Source organism: Paenibacillus sacheonensis (genome assembly GCF_009909195.1).
GTDB classification, from domain to species: domain Bacteria; phylum Bacillota; class Bacilli; order Paenibacillales; family Paenibacillaceae; genus Paenibacillus_Z; species Paenibacillus_Z sacheonensis.
Window position 1 is genome coordinate 431523 of record NZ_JAAAMU010000004.1, and the last position, 18135, is coordinate 449657.

Genomic DNA, 18135 nt, shown 5'->3' on the forward strand with positions numbered 1-18135 from the left:
ACCGACATGAGATTAAGACGTATCTCGCCATTCGATTGGCTCAATTATACGGTTTTGGCGCTGCTTGGCTTCTCGATGATTTATCCGTTCATCTACATCCTGGTCTACTCGTTGAACGACGGCAAAGATTCCATGATGGGCGCGCTCTACTTCTTCCCGCGCAAATTCACGTTCGATAACTACTCCCAGGTGTTCGACAATCCGAAGATATGGGCGGCTTACAAAATCACGCTCATGCGGACGCTGCTAGGGACGTTCCTCTCCGTGCTTCTAAGCACGCTGATGGCGTACGCGCTGTCGAAGAAGACGCTGCCCGGCCGGACGTTCTTCACCTTCTACATCTTCTTGCCGACGATCTTCAGCGCGGGGTTCATTCCGTACTTCATCACGCTGCAGAAGCTGCATCTCATCAATACGTTCTGGGTGTACGTCATTCCGTCGCTGTTCAGCTTCATGCATATCGTAATTATTCGTACGTTCCTGCAGGGCATTCCCGAGGAACTCGAGGAATCGGCGCGCATCGACGGATACGGCGATTTTCAAATTTTCACCCGCATCATCCTGCCGTTGTCGGGACCGGTGCTGGCGACGATCGGGCTGTTCGTCGGGGTCGCCCATTGGAATGACTGGTTTACCGGCGCGTATTACGTGTCGAATAAGGATCTCATTCCGGTTCAAACGATGCTTCAGCAAATGCTGACGGAAGCGGAAGCGTTGTCAAACGCTGCGCAGCAGGCATCCCAGAATGGCGGGCAGACGATTAACGTCAATGGGGCGGGTTCTACGCCGGAGTCGCTGCGAATGGCATTGCTCGTTATCGCCGTATTCCCGATTCTATGCGTGTATCCGTTCCTGCAGCGTTTCTTCGTTAAAGGGACGATGATCGGTTCGGTCAAAGGCTAATTTCGACGCAAGCGCAAGTTGATGCTCGGGTACAAGTTTCATGTTCGCTCCGTCCGGCTTCGCGGCCTGGACGGGCGGGCAAGAATCTTTATCATAAACCACGATAATGCGGAGGGGTTCATATGTGGAATGCAAGAGGCAAAGTGGCGGCGACCGTCTTGACGACGGCGATGCTGGGAAGTTTACTGGCAGCCTGCGGCAATAACGACAACGGGGACACGAACGGATCGACGAACGGAGCGAGCAACGGAGGAAGCGACAACAAACCGGTCACGCTCAAGCTGCTTCATAACTGGAACGGTTCGGGAGGCGGCAACGTCGAGCCCGACATGACGCCGATCGCGAAAGCCATCAAAGAGAAAACGGGCGTTACCGTGAAATTCGAGTACACGAAAGGCAGCGAGGTCGAGAAGATCAACACGATCTTCGCAACGCAGGACTTGCCCGATATTTATACCGGCCCGGCATGGGGCGGTGAACTGGACGGCGTAATCAAAGCGGCGAAGGAAGACCAATTGGTCGACCTGACCGGCAAGCTGGACAAATACCCGAACCTGGCGAAGGAAGTTCAAAAAGAGAACGTTCCGCCGGCGTTGTACGACAAAGCGATCGGCGGCATCGACGGCAAGCAGTACATGCTGTTCCAGAACCAGCCGGCCAGCGACAAGGATGCGATGGATTGGCTCTACGGCTTCTACGTGCGCAAGGACATCGCGACGAAGATCGGCGTCGATCCGCAATCGGTCAAGACGAAGGACGAACTGTTCAATTTCCTGAAGAAAATCAAAGACGCGAACCTGCAGGAGAACGGCATGCCGGTATTCCCGCTGGGCGGCTTCTCGAACGGCTGGGCGGTAGGCATCGGCAACACGATGTTCTACGGCTCCGATTATGCCGATAAAGGCGACGGCACGCTGGAGCATGTTTTCTTCACGAAGCCGTATGAAGACTACACGCTCTACTACCGTAAGCTCATCTCTGACGGATTGCTCGATCCGGAAACGTTCACGCAAACGGACCCGATCGCCAAGGAGAAAATCAACCAAGGCCGTATCGCGGTATTGGCTGCCCATTATCCTGCCATTCTCGATGCTTCCAAAGAGTACGTGAAATCGCATCCGGGCAGCGATTATATCCCTGTAGGCCCGCTGGAGCGCGCCGGCGCGGAAGACAACCGTCCGGTCGATCTCGGCATTCAAGGCAACAACGTGACGGTCATCACCAAAGAATGCAAGAACGTCGACGCCGCGCTGAAGCTGCTTGACTTCCTGGCTTCCGATGAAGGCTTCAAGCTCGTGCATTACGGCATCGAAGGCACCGATTACGACATGGTCGACGGCAAACCGGTAGCGAAGAAAGACGTGTTCGACAAGTTCAATGCGGATACGACCGGCAAAGCGAAGAAAGACGAAGGCTTCGGCATCGGTCTGGAATCGATGACCGGCCTCGATCGTACGAACACGCTCGGCGGCGACATTTGGGCCGACCAAGAGCGTACGGCTGCCATGGACAGCGCACGCAAAATTCTCCGTCCGAACGGCATCCAAGTCATTTCCGCTTACAACGCGGGCGACTTCATCTCGAAATCGCCGCAGTGGGAAACGCTCAAGCCGTCGATGGACCAAATCGGCGACGTATGGAAGGAAGCCGTGTTCGCGAAATCGGACGAAGCCGCGCTTAAGGTCATCAACCAACTGCGTTCGCAAATCAAGAAAACAGGCTACGACGACGCGATGAAATTCGTCAACGACAGCTTGAAAGGCAAAGAAGTCGTGAAGCTGCAAATGGCGAACTAATTCATTCCTGATTCATTCCTAAGTAGTAAGCATTGTAAGTAGTTGACTATGCTTGAAAGCGAACTTGCCGACCATTCGGTGTCCGGATGCACCGAGTGCCTAGCACGAACGCGAACGCGATACTAACCGCAAAGGCCGGGCCTGCATAACTGCCGGCCCGGCCTTTCTATGGGAGGCGAAGGATTTGAGCCGCAAGAAGAAAGCGAATCCCGAATGGACGGGATTTCAGGAATCGAGACCCTATGGAACGAAATACGATTTGCGCGCGGATTTCGTCATGGTTTATGGCATCGGCAATGATTTGCCGGCGCGCATCGAGGGCTGGAAGGAAGCCGGATATACGATCCATCTGATGACGGGCGTTTCATGGGGCGAATATCAGGACTATCTCTACGGCAAGTTCGACGGGCGGGATCACTGGGACGAGGCGCAGACGATTCGGGACGGCAGTCACATGCTGCATGGCAAGGACGTGCCCTACATGGTGCCGACGATTTCGTTCGCGGAATATCTGGCCACGTACATCAAGAAAGCGATCGACTGTGGCATCGAAGCCATCCATATGGAAGAGCCCGAATTCTGGGCGCAGTCGGGATACGAGGAAGCGTTCAAGCGCGAGTGGCTCAATTATTACGGCGAAGACTGGATCCCGCCGCATGTGACGCCGGACGCGCAGTACCGCGCATCCAAGCTGAAGGCGGCCATGTACTATAGAGCGCTCGACCGGATATGCAGCCAAATGAAGGAGTACGCGCTCGTCACCTACGGCCGGACGGTTCGCTTCTACGTGCCGACGCACAGCCTCATTAACTATACGCAGTGGCGGATCGTCAGTCCCGAAGCGCTGCTCGTATCCATGCCTTCCTGCGATGGATTCATCGCGCAGATCTGGACGGGTACTGCCCGTACGCCGAACGTCTACAAAGGCGTTCGCCGCGAGCGCACCTTCGAGACGGCCTACCTCGAGTATGGCATCATGCAGGAGCTGACGCGCGGCACGGGGCGGGAAATGTGGTTCCTCCACGATCCGATCGAAGATAATCCGCGTTATGCGTGGAGCGACTATCGCTTTAATTACCGCCAGACCGTCGTCGCCTCGCTGCTGCATCCCGGAGTCAGCCAGTACGAGGTATGTCCGTGGCCATGGCGCGTATTCTCCTTGCCGTATCCGCGAGAAGACGGCACGGGCAAAGAGACGATTCCGGGCGATTACGCGACCGTGCTGCTGACGGTCATGAACGTGCTGCGCGACATGCACAACCACGAGGAAGTCGACGACGGTACCGCGTATACGCGCGGCATCGGTCTTTGTTTGGCCAATTCGGCCATGTATCAGCGGGGGGATGTCATCGGCGAAGACGACGGCCGCGAAGCGTTCAAGTACGACGGGACGGAATCGGCGGACAAGCTGTCTGCGGAACAGCGCGACCTGCTGGACTGGTCGGCATTCTATGGCTTGGCCCTGCCGCTCGTGAAGAGCGGAGTGCCGCTGCGTCCCGTGCAGTTGGACAATATTCTGACCTTCCCGGGCTACATGGACGATTATCGCGTGCTGCTGCTCAGTTACGAGTTCATGAAGCCGGAGCATCCGGGCATTCACCAGGCGCTCGGGCAATGGGTGCGGGATGGCGGCGTGCTGATCTACGTCGGCGACGGCACCGACCCGTTCCATGAGGTGAGCGAGTGGTGGAATCGCGGGGCCGGCAGCAAAACGTACGATCGGGCAGAAGAGCATCTGTTCGAGTCGCTCGGACTCGGACGGGAACCGGAGCAGGGCGAGCATGTCGTAGGCCGCGGTGCCGTCATGAACCTGCGGGTTAATCCGGCAGCGCTCGCTCGGACTGCCGAAGGCGCGGAACGCGTAACCGCCAGCATCAAGCGGGCGCTCGAGATTCGCGGAGAAGCGGCGGATTATCGCGAGAGCGGCGTCCTGCGCATCCAGCGCGGACCTTACGTCATCGCGCAGGCGCTGGATGAGACGGGGTCGGACGCAGGGACGGAGCTGCCGGGCACATACCTGGATTTGTTAGAAGCTGATCTTCCGGTTCGCAGCGGCATCGTGCTCAAGCCTGGCGATAACTGCCTGCTCTACGACATGCGTCACGGATCGGGCGAGTCGCCGGCCGTGCTTGCGAGCTCGTCCCGCGTTCGCGACGAAGAGCGGGATGCCGCGGGCTTCCGTTATGTGTCGGAATCGCCGTCGGATATGACGGTCAGCACGCGCATTCGCCTCTCGAAAGCGCCGAGCGGAATCACGGCGGATGGCAAAGAGACCGCGGTACGGTACGATGCGGCATCCGGGACGCTCCTCGTCCGCCATGCAAGCAGTCCGAAGGGCGTGCGGATTGTAATTGCCTATTAAATTGAAGGAAGTCAGCAAGACGCCTCGATCTTCCCGCTTGAGTGGGAAGGTCGAGGCGTCTTTTCATTAGGAAGCTATTATAGTCCGGCTGCTGGTCGGTATTCTCGAATCCGCGAATATACTTATCTCGACTCCCATTGCCTGGATGGGCGGCGTGAGCATCTCATCGCCGGGAAAGATTGTTTATCCAAGCGGAATGGTTTATGTTATGTTATATAACATGAATGCTTGACGGGACCTTGTACACGAGGAAGGAGCAGCAAGATGAGCCAGGAACGATTGCCCAAACCGATCTACGAACAGCTTGCGTATTTCCGTTACCAGATACGCAAATTCATCCGCTTCAGCGAAGAGGCCGCCCGCAGCAAGGGGCTGACGCCGCAGTATCATCAGCTTATGCTGTCCATCATGGGTTTCCCCGGCCGGGAGCACGCGACGCCCAAGGAGCTGGCCGAACGGCTGCAGATTACGCCGAACGCCTGCATCGAATTGATTCAGCGCTGCGAGGAATTGAACCTCGTCCAGCGGTTCCCCAATCCGAGCGACCGCCGCAGCATTTTCATCCGATTGACCGAAACATCCAAGGAAATCCTGGAAGAGCTGTCGGAAATCCATATGGAAGAGTTGAAGCGGGCGGGCCTGTTGGAATTCAAGGAGCCGTACCCCGGCTCGAATGAGAAGGAAGCTTAGCGGCGACCGGGTATCCAAGCAAGAGCCGATCTTAACCCTTTTTTAATATTTGTACAAAAAGTGAACGCTTCGTGACGATTTTGTGGTATAGTATATCTATATTATGCCAACGGGAGTGTTGCACAATGAACGACAACCAACAACCGGCAAGTGCGGACATGCAAATTCCAACCCAAAACGATAAGATCAACTACTGGACGTCATTAATGCCGAAGCTGGGATTAGCGCTTATGATTATCGGCGTTCTGATGAGCGCAGGGTTCTCATACCAGTTCAAAGACACGAATTTGGGTCTCATGATCGGGTTCGGATTTATCATCGGCGGCATTCAAGTGTTGTTGCTGGGGTCATTGTTCCACGCCCTCCAGCCGAAATTCGTAAGCGGCTCCTCCGCGGTGCCGGCGCGTCAGCAAGTGGATCGCATTCACCAATAATCGTACGGCGTTCTTATGGGGCGCTTAGAGCAAGAGGCAGCGAATCGTCGCTGCCTCTTTTTGTTGCGTCCTGATTCGGGTCAATAAGGAAGCAGTTCTGCCGGCAGCCATCGACGGTTGGTCTCATTGGGCCATACGGAATATCGTTACGGAATATCGCCGAAGGAAGCCGATGCCAATTGAAAGCCCTTGCAGCCCTATTCTTGAACGACTATTGAACGAAAAGTGTCCGAAAAGAAACAGAACGTTGACGGAATTGTTAACGAGGGCGAACGGCGGTTCCATTCCCGCCGCTATCTGCTATGCTAGCGTCAAAGGGCCATACAAGGACGCTTGCATGTGTAAGGAGATGAGTAGCATATGAAGAAAAGATCCAACCTCCGCGGCTTGCTGCTGCTGATTACCGGGCTGCTGACGACCGTGCTCCTATCGGGCTGCGACAGCAAATTCGTCGTGTTCGATCCGCAAGGACCGGTAGCGCAGACCCAGTACAAGCTCATTATCTTGTCGGCGATCTTATGCGCGATCGTCGTGATTCCGGTTCTGGCCATTACGGTTTTCATCGTATTGCGCTACCGGGACAAACCGGGCAACACCGCGCCGTACAAACCGCATTGGGATGACAGCAAGGTGCTGGAGATTCTCTGGTGGGGCATTCCGATCGTCATCATCGTGATCCTGGGCGGTTACACGGCCCGCGATACGTATGCGCTGGCGAGAACGCCGAAGACCGCCGTCACGGACGTCAAGCCGGTCGAAATCCAGGTTACGTCGCTGGATTGGAAGTGGTTGTTCATGTATCCCGAGCAAAACATCGCGACCGTCAACTACGTTCACATTCCTGCCGGCGTGCAGGTGCATTTCGAATTGACGAGCGACGCGCCGATGAACTCGTTCTGGATTCCGCAGCTGGGCGGCCAGGAATATACGATGCCGGGCATGGCGATGTCGCTGTGGCTGCAAGCCGATAAAACGGGCAGCTTCTACGGCACGGGCGCTAATTTCAGCGGGAAAGAATTCGCACATATGCGCTTCAACGTTACCTCCGAGTCGCAGGCCGACTTCAATAAATGGGTTGACGGCGTCAAAGGCAAGTCGCACGAGCTGACGGAAGCCGGCTATAACGAGCTCGCGATACCGGGCAAATCCGAAGAACAAACGTTCTCCTCGTATCCGACGGAGCTGTTCGATTCCATCGTGAAGAAGAACGGCGGCCATCATATGGACATGGATATGGACGAGAACAACGACGACAAAGTCGATACGGACGAACAAAAGTCCGATTCGAAGAACGCTCACGACATGGACGACATGAGCGACATGGATATGAGCAATATGAATTCAAGTGAAATGAATCACAAGTAGCAAGAGGGAGGAGCACAACCTATGTATGCCAGTATAAAGTCTTTCGCCTCCTCGTTTTTCGTGACGGGCGACCCGCTGATCTACGGCGCGGACGTCTCCATCGCATTGACCTCCATCGCCATCTTGTTCGTCCTCTTCTATTTCAAGAAGTGGGGCTGGCTGTGGCGGGAGTGGCTGACGACCGTCGATCACAAAAAAATCGGGATCATGTATTTAATCGCTTCCTTGCTCATGCTTTTCCGGGGCGGGGTGGATGCGCTGCTCATGCGGACGCAGCTCGCGCTACCGAACGTGCATTTCCTGCAGGCGGATCACTATAACGAAGTATTTACCACGCACGGCACGATTATGATTCTCTTCATGGCGATGCCGATGATGTTCGGGTTGTTCAACATGGTCGTGCCGCTGCAAATCGGCGCGCGCGACGTCGCATATCCGTTCTTGAACTCCGTCAGCTTCTGGCTGTTCTTGTTCGGCGCCATGCTGTTCAACATCAGCTTCGTCATCGGCGGTTCGCCGGATGCGGGCTGGCTCAGCTATCCGCCGCTCTCGGAGCTGTCGGGCAGCTCGGGGGTCGGGGAGAATTTCTACATCTGGGGCATTCAGATCTCCGGGATCGGGTCACTGGCGACGGGGATTAACTTTATCGTCACGATTCTCAAGATGCGCGCGCCAGGCATGAAATTCATGAAAATGCCGATGTTCACGTGGTCGGTTTTCTCCAGCAGCATCATTATTATTTTCGCGTTCCCGATCTTGACGGTCACGCTGGCTTTGCTCTTCATCGACCGTTACATGGGCGGGCATCTGTTCACGATGGACGGCGGCGGGTTCCCGATGATGTACATCAACTTGATATGGATGTGGGGTCACCCCGAGGTATATATCGTCGTTTTGCCGGCGTTCGGTATCTTCTCGGAGATCGTCGCCACCTTCTCCCGCAAGCGGATTTTCGGTTATAAATCGATGGTATTCGCGCTGATGAGCATTAGCATTCTGTCGTTCTTCACCTGGGTGCATCACTTCTTCACGATGGGTTCGGGCGCGGACGTCAACGTTGCCTTCGCGATCGCGACCATGGCGATCGGGATTCCGACCGGGGCCAAAGTGTTCAATTGGCTCTTCACGATGTTCCGAGGGCGAATACGCCTGGAACAGCCGATGATGTGGACGCTCGCGTTCATTCCGTGCTTCGTCGTCGGGGGCGCAACGGGCGTCATGCTCGCCGTGGCCCCGGCGGATTACCAATACCATAACAGTTACTTCCTGATCGCACATTTCCACCAGGTCCTCATCGGAGGCGTCGTCTTCGGTTATCTGGCGGGCATCTACTATTGGTGGCCGAAGCTGTTCGGCTTCAAGCTGAACGAGCGGCTTGGCAAATACGCGTTCTGGCTGTGGAATATCGGTTTCTATGTCTGCTTCATGCCGCAGTACGCGCTTGGCTTCATGGGCATGACGCGCCGCGTGTATACGTACGGTTGGGACATGGGCTGGGGTCCGCTCAACCTGGTCTCGACGATCGGCGCCTTCCTGATGGGCATCGGATTCGTGTTCCAAGTATGGCAGATACTTTATAGCGTTAAATACGGCGAGCGCGACAAGACGGGCGATCCGTGGAACGCGCGAACGCTGGAATGGTCGATTCCGTCCCCACCGCCGATGTACAATTTCGCGGTCGTGCCGGTCGTCGACGAACGCGATCCGTTCTGGGAAGAGAAGGAGCGCCGCAACTTCGCTCCCGCGGAGCCTGTCCCGGTCGCGAAGCTGGAGCCGATTCATATGCCGCGAAACTCCGGCATTCCGTTCATCTTCGCCGCGTGCTGGTTCGTCGCCGGCTTCGGCTTCGTATTCGGCTGGAATTGGATGGCTTTCACGGGATTAGCCGGCGTAGGCATCTCGCTGCTTGTCCGTTCGTTCACCTATGATACGGATTATTATGTACCGTTGGAAGAAGTCATCGAGACCGAAAAAGCAGCAGGGAGGGCGGTTTAATATGCAGCATGCCATAGACAACGGCCATTCGCAGCACGCGGCCGGCTCGCATGATCACGGCCATCACGATCAAGAATCGATGAAAGTGCTCGGCTTCTGGATCTTCCTCGTCACCGACTGCCTGCTGTTCGGTACGCTGTTCGCCACGTACGTCGTCCTGAAGGGACATGTCGACGGCGGGCCGACAGGCAAAGAATTGTTCGAAATTCCGGGCTTCGTGGCGGAAACGTTCATCCTGCTCACGAGCAGCTTCACGAGCGGCTTAGCCGTGCTTGCCATGAACAAAGGCAAGGTCAATCAGCTGATCGGCTGGCTGATCGTAACCGCCGTGCTCGGCGCGTCGTTCGTCGGACTGGAGATCAACGAGTTCGTTAACATGGTTAATGAAGGCGCGAAGATCTCGACAAGCGCGTTCCTGACCGCCTTCTTCACGCTGGTCGGCACGCATGGACTTCACGTATCGGTCGGGTTGATCTGGATGATCGGCCTGATGGTGCAATTGAAGATGCGGGGAATTACGCCGGTCACGCGCCGTAAAATCACGGTAATCAGCTTGTATTGGCATTTTCTCGACGTGGTGTGGATCTTCCTCTTCACGATCGTTTACTTGATGGGGGTGATGTAGATGAGCCAGCATTCCGCAGGCGCGGCCGGACATGGCCATGGTCATCATGAGGAACACGAGGATCACGGTTCGCTGAAAGCATACGTCATCGGCTTCATCATTTCCATCGTCCTCACCGTTATTCCGCTGCTTGTCGTCTTCCAGACGAGCATGAACAAGACCGGCGTCATTATTACCATCATTACGATGGCCGTCATCCAGCTGATCGTTCAGCTCTTCTTCTTCATGCACATCCGCGAAGGAGAAGGCCCGAAGTACAACGTGATGGCGCTTATCGTGGGATTGTTTATCGTCGTCGTTATCGTCGCAGGATCCGTATGGATCATGTCGTTTAACTCGGTCGTTCAATAACGTAAGCCATGTTGTAAGGAAGCTGAGATGCAATAAAAGCGCGGTTCCCCTATTGGAGCCGCGCTTTTTGTCGTTTGCTAGTACCGGATCTTGTTTAACCGGAGAAGCAGGATGCAGAGCAGGTAGATGCAGCCGCACGCGCCGATCAGCGCATAGATGCTCGAGCTGAACAGCAGGGCGAGGTTGAACGGGAAACTCCATAGGAAGGCAATCACGAGCAGGATGACTCTGGCCCGCAGGAGACCGTAGAAGAATAGGCAGGCCGGCAGAACCAGCATCGCGAATGAAAGGGACGGATGGCTAAGCTTGTTCATGCCCTCGAAGTACGGATCGGTCCAGGCTAGAGGAATCCATAAGGCGATCGACGCCAGGGCGGCGGCGAAGCCCAGCCATTGAATGGGTTTGAAAGCTAACATTGCGGTATAGAGCCCCCTTCAAGTTGCGATTGGGATTTAATGCCAACCTTTTGATTATAGCCCAGCATACAGCCGATGCACAGGACGCGAATGCAGATTGCGCGTTTCTTTCGGGCAGTTGTCGGACTTGAAAAATCGATGCCTGCAGTTCGGCATGCTTGCGATTGTTCGACTATATTTCAAGAAAGAGGTTCTAAAAATATAGTTCAATCCCTGCTTGTCCGTCCTGTTTTCCCGACCTGGAGCTTGGTGAAATAGCTAGTAATCAGCTGAGAGCTGCTAGCAGGGGATCCGAATAAGAGACGGAGGGATAACCATGAAGACGCCAATTGTCGGTATATTTCGCAAGGAACAGCACGTGTTCGATGTCATCGAAGAGCTGAAAGCGATCGGTTGGAACGAGGAGGATCTCTCCGTGATCAGCCGCAGCCGCGAAGTCGTGCGGCAGGTGGATGTCGTAACGGGCACGAACGGCGCGGAGGGGATGGCGGCCGGGGCGGTAACGGGAGCCGTTCTTGGCGGTACGGTCGGCATTCTAGCCACGACGGGACTGCTGCTCATTCCGGGAATCGGGCCGCTGCTCGCAGCGGGTCCCGCAGCCGTATTCCTAGCCGGCGCGGCGGTCGGCGGGAGTACGGGAACGCTGGTCGGCGGTCTGGTCGGACTCGGCATTCCGGAGACGGAAGCGGAAAACTATCGGCTGATGATCGAGAATGATCATTATCTGGTGATTGCATCGGTTACGGAAGCGGAGCGCTCGAGCGTCGAACGGATCTTTCTGGCCTATGGCTCCTTACAGGACGGGACGTCATCGACCGCAGCGCTCGAGAGTGCGGCCAAGCGTCATGCACCTGACGATATTCGAGTCGTGATCGGTACGAAGGCTTCGGAATATACGTTGGATTCGCTTGCTCCGGTACAGGAGTTCATCGTTCATCCATCCGTTGGAGGTGAAGAAGGATGATCGCGGGCATCAGCGCGGCCGTCGCGGCCGCATCCTTCTCCTGTCTGGTCTTCTACGGCATCAAGACGATGAAAAAGCTCATGACCTCCTTGGACGAGACACAAAAAACGATTGCCGAGGTTCGAGTATCGGCCATGAGCGTCATTCAAGAAGCGACATCGACGATTCATACGCTGAACGATACCGTCAAAGACGTAAAGGTGCGGCTTAATAACGTCGATCCGCTGCTCGAGAGCGCTCATGATATGGGGGATGTGCTGCACAAGGTGACCATGTCGGTGAAGAAGGCTGTCGGACTGAATGACGTCATCGAGCAAGGCGATGTGTCCGTGCGGAAGAGCGGATTCAAGAAGTGGTAGGAAGTACGAAGAGAGCTTTGGATGATCGCGTTTAACCTAGACGATGGCATCCGGATAGACAATCCGCCAGTCGGGCATGGAAGCAATGCGCCAAAAGGGCAGCGTTCGTGTCGGAAGCCATCGTCACTTTGCCGAATAGAAATGATTACGATTACTCGGGCAGCGCATGGGTTGAAGCTCTTAAGCTCCAGCGGCAATTCCTTTAATACGCTTTTAATCCGCTTCGACAGGCCCTTGCTTCAGATAGAAACGCGCACTGGAGCCGCCGTCGACGGTAAAAACTTGCCCGTTGATATACGAAGAAGCATCCGAAGCGAGAAAAGCGACAAGCGGGGCGATATCGCCCGGTACGCCGACTCGTTTGACCGGAATTTGAACCGCATCGTACTCGCGCTCTTCCTCCGTGTCGTAGCTGTGCTTCTCGACCTCGACAAGGCCCGGCGCGACGGCGTTCACCGTGATGCCGAGCGGGGCCAAGTCGAGGGCCAGCTGCCTGGTGAGCGCGTTCATCCCGCCCTTGGAGGCGGCATAGACGGCATAGCCGTGCATCGTCGTGTTCGCATGAACGGAGCTGATGTTGACGATCCGCCCGAAGCCTTGCTTCTGCATATGTCTGGCACTTGCTTGCGACGCGAAGAACGTGCCTTTCAGATTCGCGTTCATGATGCTGTCCCAATTGGTCTCCGTTACGGATGCCCAGTGAATGACCGGGTCGATCGCGGCATTATTGACCAGGATATCGATACGGCCGAACTGCTCCACGACCGCCGCGACAAGCGCGGACGCTTGCGATGGATCCCCGATATCGGCTTGATAACTGAATGCCGGGCAGCCTTGAGCATGGAGTTCCCGAATAAGCCGTTCGGCGGCTTCGGCGCTTGTCGCGTAGTTCACGCAGACCGACGCGCCCTGGGCAGCCAGCTCGCGCACGATTCCGCTGCCGATTCCTTTGGCTGAGCCCGTTACCAGAGCGACCCGCCCTTGAAGCTGTTTGTGCTGACTTTGCATACGCTTTCACTCCTTCGTAGATAGAACAGGCGGGCGCTCGCAGCTGCGGAATCAGCCATCCTGACGGAAACGATTTCCTCTAATTCAAACAATAATGGACGTGCCTTGGACCGTCAATGTTTAATTGCAGGCCTTTGATTGCCGTTTTGCCTATTGACGGCAGCCTAACAATATCGCTATAATGACTTCAAACTTCACATGAACCACAAATTCGCCGACGAGAAAGAGTACGTCGTCCGTCTGATTCACAGAGAGTTGGGGCAGGTGCAAACCAACATTCAGGCGCTGACCGAAGCCATCTCCGAGAAGCCAGCTGAAATGACAGTAAGCGGTGCCGCAGGTCCAGCGTTAACGGGACGCGTATTGTTGGATACGTGAATGAGTGCCGCTTCTCCGGACGGAGAGCGGAACTAGGGTGGTAACACGGGTATAAGCCCGTCCCTTTTGGGGACGGGTTTTTTTGCGTTCTTAGGCTTCGAATCGAAAACAAACAAGGAGGAGAAACGGATGATCGGAACAACGTCGTTATCGGATTTATTGTCGCCGGCGGCTCGCGAGATGCAGCCATCGGGCATACGGAGGTATTTTGATTACGCGGCGGGCCGTAAAGACGTCATATCGCTCGGCGTGGGCGAACCGGATTTCGTGACGCCGAAGCCCGTGCGGGATGCCTGCATCCTGGCGCTCGAGAAGGGGCGGACGTCGTACACGCCGAATTCGGGTCTTCCGGAGCTTCGGGAAGCGATCGCGGACTACTTGTCCGTCTCGTTCTCGCTGCGCTATGAGCCTGCGGACGAAGTGCTGGTCACGAACGGCAGCAGCGAGGCCATCGATCTGGCGCTGCGGGCATTGATTACGCCGGGCGACGAGATCTTGATTCCCGAGCCGTGCTTCATCGCGTATTCTCCGATCGCGGCGCTGTTCGGAGGCGTGACGGTGCCGATCGATACGAGAGCCGAAGACCGGTTTAAGCTGACGGCGGATGCGCTTCGGAGCAAGCTGACGCCGCGCTCGAAGATTCTCCTGGTGAGCTATCCGAATAATCCGACGGGAGGCATCATGACGCGGGAAGACTGGCTGCCGATCGCGCAGCTTGCCGTCGAGCACAATCTGATTATCATTACGGACGAGATCTATGCGGAATTAACGTACGGAAGGAAGCATGAAAGCATAGCGGAGCTTCCCGGCATGAAAGAGCGGACGCTGCTCATCAGCGGGTTCTCCAAGGCATTCGCCATGACGGGCTGGCGCGTGGGATACGCATGCGGACCGGAAGAGCTGGTATCGGTCATGCTCAAGATCCATCAGTATACCGCGATGTGCGCGCCGATTCTCGGGCAAATAGCCGCTTTGGAGTCGCTGACGAACGGGCTGGAGGAGAAAGATCGCATGGTGGAATCCTATGACGGGCGACGGAAGCGCTTCGTGGCGGGTCTGCGGGAGATCGGCCTTCCATGCCATGAACCGCTCGGTTCGTTCTACGCTTTTCCGTCTATCGCGCCTACGGGACTCACCTCGGATGAATTCGCGAGACGCCTTCTCGACGATGCGGGCGTCGTCACGGTGCCCGGACAGGTGTTCGGCTCGCAAGGGGAAGGTTACATTCGCTGCTGTTATGCGGCTTCGCAGGCGCAGCTGGATGCCGCGCTGGAACGTATCTACACCTTCTTGCGCGCATTGTGAATGATCGTCGCGGGCGTTTGGAAATAATCGATAAAATGCTGCGCGCGCTTCGATAACAGATGATCCTTCAGCCACAGGATGCCGATATCCGATTGGAAATTGGCATCCCGAATCGGCAGCATGGTCACATTGCCGTACGGGAAGGAAGCGAGAATGGAACTGGGAAACACGGTCACGCCTATGCCTGACGCGATCAAGGACATGATGACGGTCACGCTGGAGCATTCGCAGATAATGTTCGGTTCCAGGCCATGACGCCTGAATTCGTTCACGACTTGCTCGTGCATGCGGATGGTATTGTCCGTCTTCAATGTCAGCAGCGGATACTCGGCCAGCTCATGCATGCTGATGCTTTGGTTGTCTTCGCCGGATTGCGGCACCCAGGAGCTGGGGAATACTGTTACATAAGGATCGGACGGCAGGGGGAGCGTCGCCAGCTTGGCCGGAAGGATGCCGGTTTCGAACGGCAGGCGCGAGACGACGAGCTCGATGGAGCGCTTCTCCAGCATTTCGCCGAGCAGGAAATGGTCGCCTTCGGTGATTTTGAACGTGATCTGGGGATAGGCGCTGCGCAATCGCTGGATCGGCTTCGGCAGAATCGACACGCAGGATACGACGGCGCCGATCGAGAGCGTGCCGCGGACGCCTTCTTCCAATTCCTTGACTTCGAGCATGGTCTCGTCGAGCTGGGCCAGCAGCGACTCGGCCTTGGAGCGGAGGAGCTCGCCGGCCGCGGTCAGCGTCAGCTGCTTCCGGCCGCGTTCGAACAGCTTGGCGCCGAGTTCTTCTTCCATAAGCATCAACTGGCGGCTGAGCGGCGGCTGTTCCATATGAAGCAGCTTGGCGGCGCGCGTGATCTGCTTTTCCTGCGCGATGGCGAGGAAATATTTCAGTTGCTTCAGGTCCATGGGTATTCCTCCGTTCCATACCTTCAGGGTATGCAAAATGGATAAAATAGATATTATTAATATAGCTACGGTCATAGTAAAATGCAATTAAACAACGAATATGACGAAAGAAGGGATCTCCATGATCGCATCCACACCGATCACGATCGAACGCACGACAACGCCCAAAGCAAAACCGCCGCAGGACAAACTCGGCTTCGGCATCCATTTTACGGATCATATGTTCATTATGAATTATTCGTCCGAGCAAGGCTGGCACCAAGCCCGCATCGTGCCTTACCAGCCCATCACGCTTGACCCGGCCGCGAAAGTGTTCCATTACGGCCAAACCGTGTTCGAAGGCTTGAAAGCGTATCGCACCGAAGACGGCCGCGTCCAGCTGTTCCGCCCCGACATGAACATGAAGCGCCTTATCCGCTCCAACGATCGGATGAGCATCCCCCCGATTCCGGTGGAACTCGGCATAGAAGCGGTCAAAGCCTTGACGAATATCGACCAGGAATGGATTCCGGACGGCGAAGGCAACTCGCTGTACATTCGTCCGTTCGTGATCGCGACCGAGCCGCTGCTCGGCGTTCATCCATCGCACGAATACCAATTCATCATCATCATGTCGCCCGTAGGCGCGTACTATCCGGAAGGCATCAACCCGGTCAAGATTTTCGTGGAGTCCCGTTATGTGCGCGCCATGATCGGCGGCGTCGGGGAAGCGAAGACGGCAGGCAACTATGCTGCCGGTCTTAAAGCGCAGGAAGCGGCCAACGAGAAAGGCTATACGCAAGTCCTCTGGCTTGACGGGGCGGAGCATAAATATATTGAAGAAGTCGGCAGCATGAACGTATTCTTCAAGATCGACGGCACCGTCTACACGCCGTCGCTGAACGGCAGCATTCTGGACGGCATCACGCGCAATTCGACGATCCAGCTGCTGAAGCATTGGAACATCCCTGTCGAGGAACGGGTGCTCTCGATCGAAGAAATCTATGAAGCGGGCCGTAACGGCAAGCTCGAGGAAGCATTCGGCACGGGCACCGCGGCCGTCATCTCGCCTGTAGGCGAGCTGAACTGGCTCGGCGAGAAGCTGATCATCAACGGCGGCGCAACCGGCGAAGTATCCGAGAAGCTGTATACCAATTTGACGGGCATCCAGTACGGCAAGCAGGAAGATCCGTTTAACTGGATGGTTGAAGTGAAATAATTCGACTGCGCATCGCGCGGTCCCGAAAGCGCCGGCAGGTCCAGGGGATCTGTTCGGCGCTTTTTGCATGAGCGGCGACTTGTCCGCGAATCGATGCTTTTACTTCTTGAAAATCAGAAGGTCGCGTAATTCCTCCCGAGGATTTGGGATAGATTGAGCCGGTTCCTGCCCGAGAGACCGGTTTTTTTGTCGGCTTGTCACCGAATTTCAACGCCTTTTTCGCCGTAAAGCTTGTTCTGACCGGGCTGAAAATGTAATAATAAACAACGGAATGTTTTTTGCAGGCTATCGAAATCCAAAGAAAGCGGGAATGAACCAAGATGGGTCGTAAATGGAATAATATCAAAGAGAAGAAAGCTTCGAAGGATGCCAATACGAGTCGTATTTATGCCAAATTCGGTCTTGAGATTTACGTAGCCGCCAAGAAGGGCGAGCCGGATCCGGAATCCAACCAATCCTTGAAATTCGTGCTGGAACGCGCGAAAACATACAATGTTCCCCGGGCGATCATTGACCGCGCCATCGACAAAGCCAAAGGCGGCGGCGACGACAACTACGTGGAGCTGCGTTATGAAGGTTTCGGTCCCAACGGCTCCATGGTGATCGTCGACGCGCTGACGAACAACGTCAACCGCACGGCGCCGGAGGTTCGCTCCGCCTTCACGAAATGCGGCGGCAGCATGGGCGTCAGCGGCTCCGTATCCTACATGTTTACCGCGACCGCCGTCATCGGCGTCGAAGGTAAATCCGTCGACGACGTGCTTGAGCTGATGATGGAAGCGGACGTCGATGTCCGCGATATCGTCGAAGAGGACGAAGCGGTTATCGTGTATGCCGAACCGAATCAATTCCAAGCGGTTCAGGAGGCGTTCAAGCAAGCCGGCATTACCGATTTCACGGTTGCCGAGCAGACGATGATGGCTCAGAACTACGTGTCGATTCCTGAAGAATCGCAGGCGCAATTCGAGCGCCTAATCGACATGCTGGAAGATTTGGAAGATGTGCAGCAGGTTTACCACAACGTGGAATTTGAAGAGTAGACATCTATGGTTGAATAGTTAAAAATATGAAAAAGCCG

Annotated in this window: 17 protein-coding genes and 1 other annotated feature; of the genes, 14 read left to right on the plus strand and 3 right to left on the minus strand. The window is 55.8% G+C overall.

The features are described from left to right. Nucleotides 1-6: 6 nt before the first annotated feature. The 9 genes from GT003_RS10070 (at nucleotide 7) to cyoD (ending at nucleotide 10521) form a co-directional block, all read left to right on the plus strand. Complete coding sequence (locus GT003_RS10070) at nucleotides 7-903, plus strand: carbohydrate ABC transporter permease (protein WP_161697046.1); 897 nt, start codon at nucleotides 7-9, stop codon at nucleotides 901-903. 122 nt (nucleotides 904-1025) lie between these two features. Next, a complete protein-coding gene (locus GT003_RS10075; protein ID WP_161697048.1) occupies nucleotides 1026-2699 on the plus strand; it encodes an extracellular solute-binding protein in 1674 nt (557 codons plus the stop codon). 184 nt (nucleotides 2700-2883) lie between these two features. Beyond that, nucleotides 2884-5061 carry a PDZ domain-containing protein gene (locus GT003_RS10080; protein ID WP_161697050.1) on the plus strand — a complete coding sequence of 726 codons (2178 nt, stop codon included), beginning with the start codon at nucleotides 2884-2886 and terminating at the stop codon, nucleotides 5059-5061. A 264-nt stretch (nucleotides 5062-5325) separates the two neighbouring features. Continuing rightward, a complete protein-coding gene (locus GT003_RS10085) occupies nucleotides 5326-5751 on the plus strand; it encodes a MarR family winged helix-turn-helix transcriptional regulator (protein WP_161697052.1) in 426 nt (141 codons plus the stop codon). Nucleotides 5752-5876: 125 nt separating this feature from the next. Beyond that, on the plus strand, nucleotides 5877-6185 hold the full coding sequence (locus GT003_RS10090) for a hypothetical protein (RefSeq protein WP_161697054.1): 309 nt from the start codon (nucleotides 5877-5879) through the stop codon (nucleotides 6183-6185). A 360-nt stretch (nucleotides 6186-6545) separates the two neighbouring features. Next, entirely contained in the window at nucleotides 6546-7550 is a 1005-nt protein-coding gene (locus GT003_RS10095; protein ID WP_161697056.1) for a ubiquinol oxidase subunit II, read from the plus strand. Nucleotides 7551-7571: 21 nt separating this feature from the next. Then, nucleotides 7572-9545 (plus strand): cbb3-type cytochrome c oxidase subunit I, encoded by a 1974-nt coding sequence (locus GT003_RS10100; protein WP_161697057.1) that lies wholly within the window; start codon nucleotides 7572-7574, stop codon nucleotides 9543-9545. Nucleotide 9546: 1 nt separating this feature from the next. Then, nucleotides 9547-10170 carry a cytochrome o ubiquinol oxidase subunit III gene (cyoC, locus tag GT003_RS10105; RefSeq protein ID WP_161697059.1) on the plus strand — a complete coding sequence of 208 codons (624 nt, stop codon included), beginning with the start codon at nucleotides 9547-9549 and terminating at the stop codon, nucleotides 10168-10170. Then, nucleotides 10171-10521: a cytochrome o ubiquinol oxidase subunit IV gene (cyoD, locus tag GT003_RS10110; protein ID WP_161697060.1), complete on the plus strand. Its 351-nt coding sequence runs from the start codon at nucleotides 10171-10173 to the stop codon at nucleotides 10519-10521. It abuts the gene before it with no gap. A 77-nt stretch (nucleotides 10522-10598) separates the two neighbouring features. Here cyoD and GT003_RS10115 read toward each other — a convergent pair whose 3' ends face one another. Next, on the minus strand, nucleotides 10599-10937 hold the full coding sequence (locus GT003_RS10115; protein ID WP_161697062.1) for a hypothetical protein: 339 nt from the start codon (nucleotides 10935-10937) through the stop codon (nucleotides 10599-10601). Between the two features lie 316 nt (nucleotides 10938-11253). Between GT003_RS10115 and GT003_RS10120 the strand changes: the two genes are divergently transcribed. Both GT003_RS10120 and GT003_RS10125 read left to right on the plus strand, forming a co-directional pair. Further along, a complete protein-coding gene (locus tag GT003_RS10120) occupies nucleotides 11254-11901 on the plus strand; it encodes a general stress protein (RefSeq protein WP_161697064.1) in 648 nt (215 codons plus the stop codon). Then, entirely contained in the window at nucleotides 11898-12260 is a 363-nt protein-coding gene (locus GT003_RS10125; RefSeq protein WP_161697066.1) for a DUF948 domain-containing protein, read from the plus strand. Before GT003_RS10120 ends, GT003_RS10125 begins: the two co-directional genes overlap by 4 nt. Nucleotides 12261-12473: 213 nt before the next feature. Here GT003_RS10125 and GT003_RS10130 read toward each other — a convergent pair whose 3' ends face one another. After that, complete coding sequence (locus GT003_RS10130; RefSeq protein WP_161697068.1) at nucleotides 12474-13268, minus strand: SDR family NAD(P)-dependent oxidoreductase; 795 nt, start codon at nucleotides 13266-13268, stop codon at nucleotides 12474-12476. Between the two features lie 205 nt (nucleotides 13269-13473). Then, nucleotides 13474-13714, plus strand: a binding site (T-box leader). A 61-nt stretch (nucleotides 13715-13775) separates the two neighbouring features. On the opposite strand from GT003_RS10130, the gene GT003_RS10135 reads away from it, so the two are divergent. Next, nucleotides 13776-14951, plus strand: a complete 1176-nt coding sequence (locus GT003_RS10135) for an aminotransferase class I/II-fold pyridoxal phosphate-dependent enzyme (RefSeq protein WP_161697070.1) — start codon at nucleotides 13776-13778, stop codon at nucleotides 14949-14951. Here GT003_RS10135 and GT003_RS10140 read toward each other — a convergent pair. Continuing rightward, the gene (locus tag GT003_RS10140; RefSeq protein WP_161697072.1) at nucleotides 14927-15859 is read right to left on the minus strand and encodes a LysR family transcriptional regulator; all 933 of its coding nucleotides are present in this window, start codon (nucleotides 15857-15859) and stop codon (nucleotides 14927-14929) included. The two genes, GT003_RS10135 and GT003_RS10140, sit on opposite strands and share 25 nt — an antisense overlap. Nucleotides 15860-15980: 121 nt before the next feature. On the opposite strand from GT003_RS10140, the gene GT003_RS10145 reads away from it, so the two are divergent. Both GT003_RS10145 and GT003_RS10150 read left to right on the plus strand, forming a co-directional pair. Continuing rightward, nucleotides 15981-17057: a branched-chain amino acid aminotransferase gene (locus tag GT003_RS10145; protein WP_161697075.1), complete on the plus strand. Its 1077-nt coding sequence runs from the start codon at nucleotides 15981-15983 to the stop codon at nucleotides 17055-17057. 320 nt (nucleotides 17058-17377) lie between these two features. Then, on the plus strand, nucleotides 17378-18097 hold the full coding sequence (locus GT003_RS10150) for a YebC/PmpR family DNA-binding transcriptional regulator (protein ID WP_161697077.1): 720 nt from the start codon (nucleotides 17378-17380) through the stop codon (nucleotides 18095-18097). Nucleotides 18098-18135 lie beyond the last annotated feature (38 nt).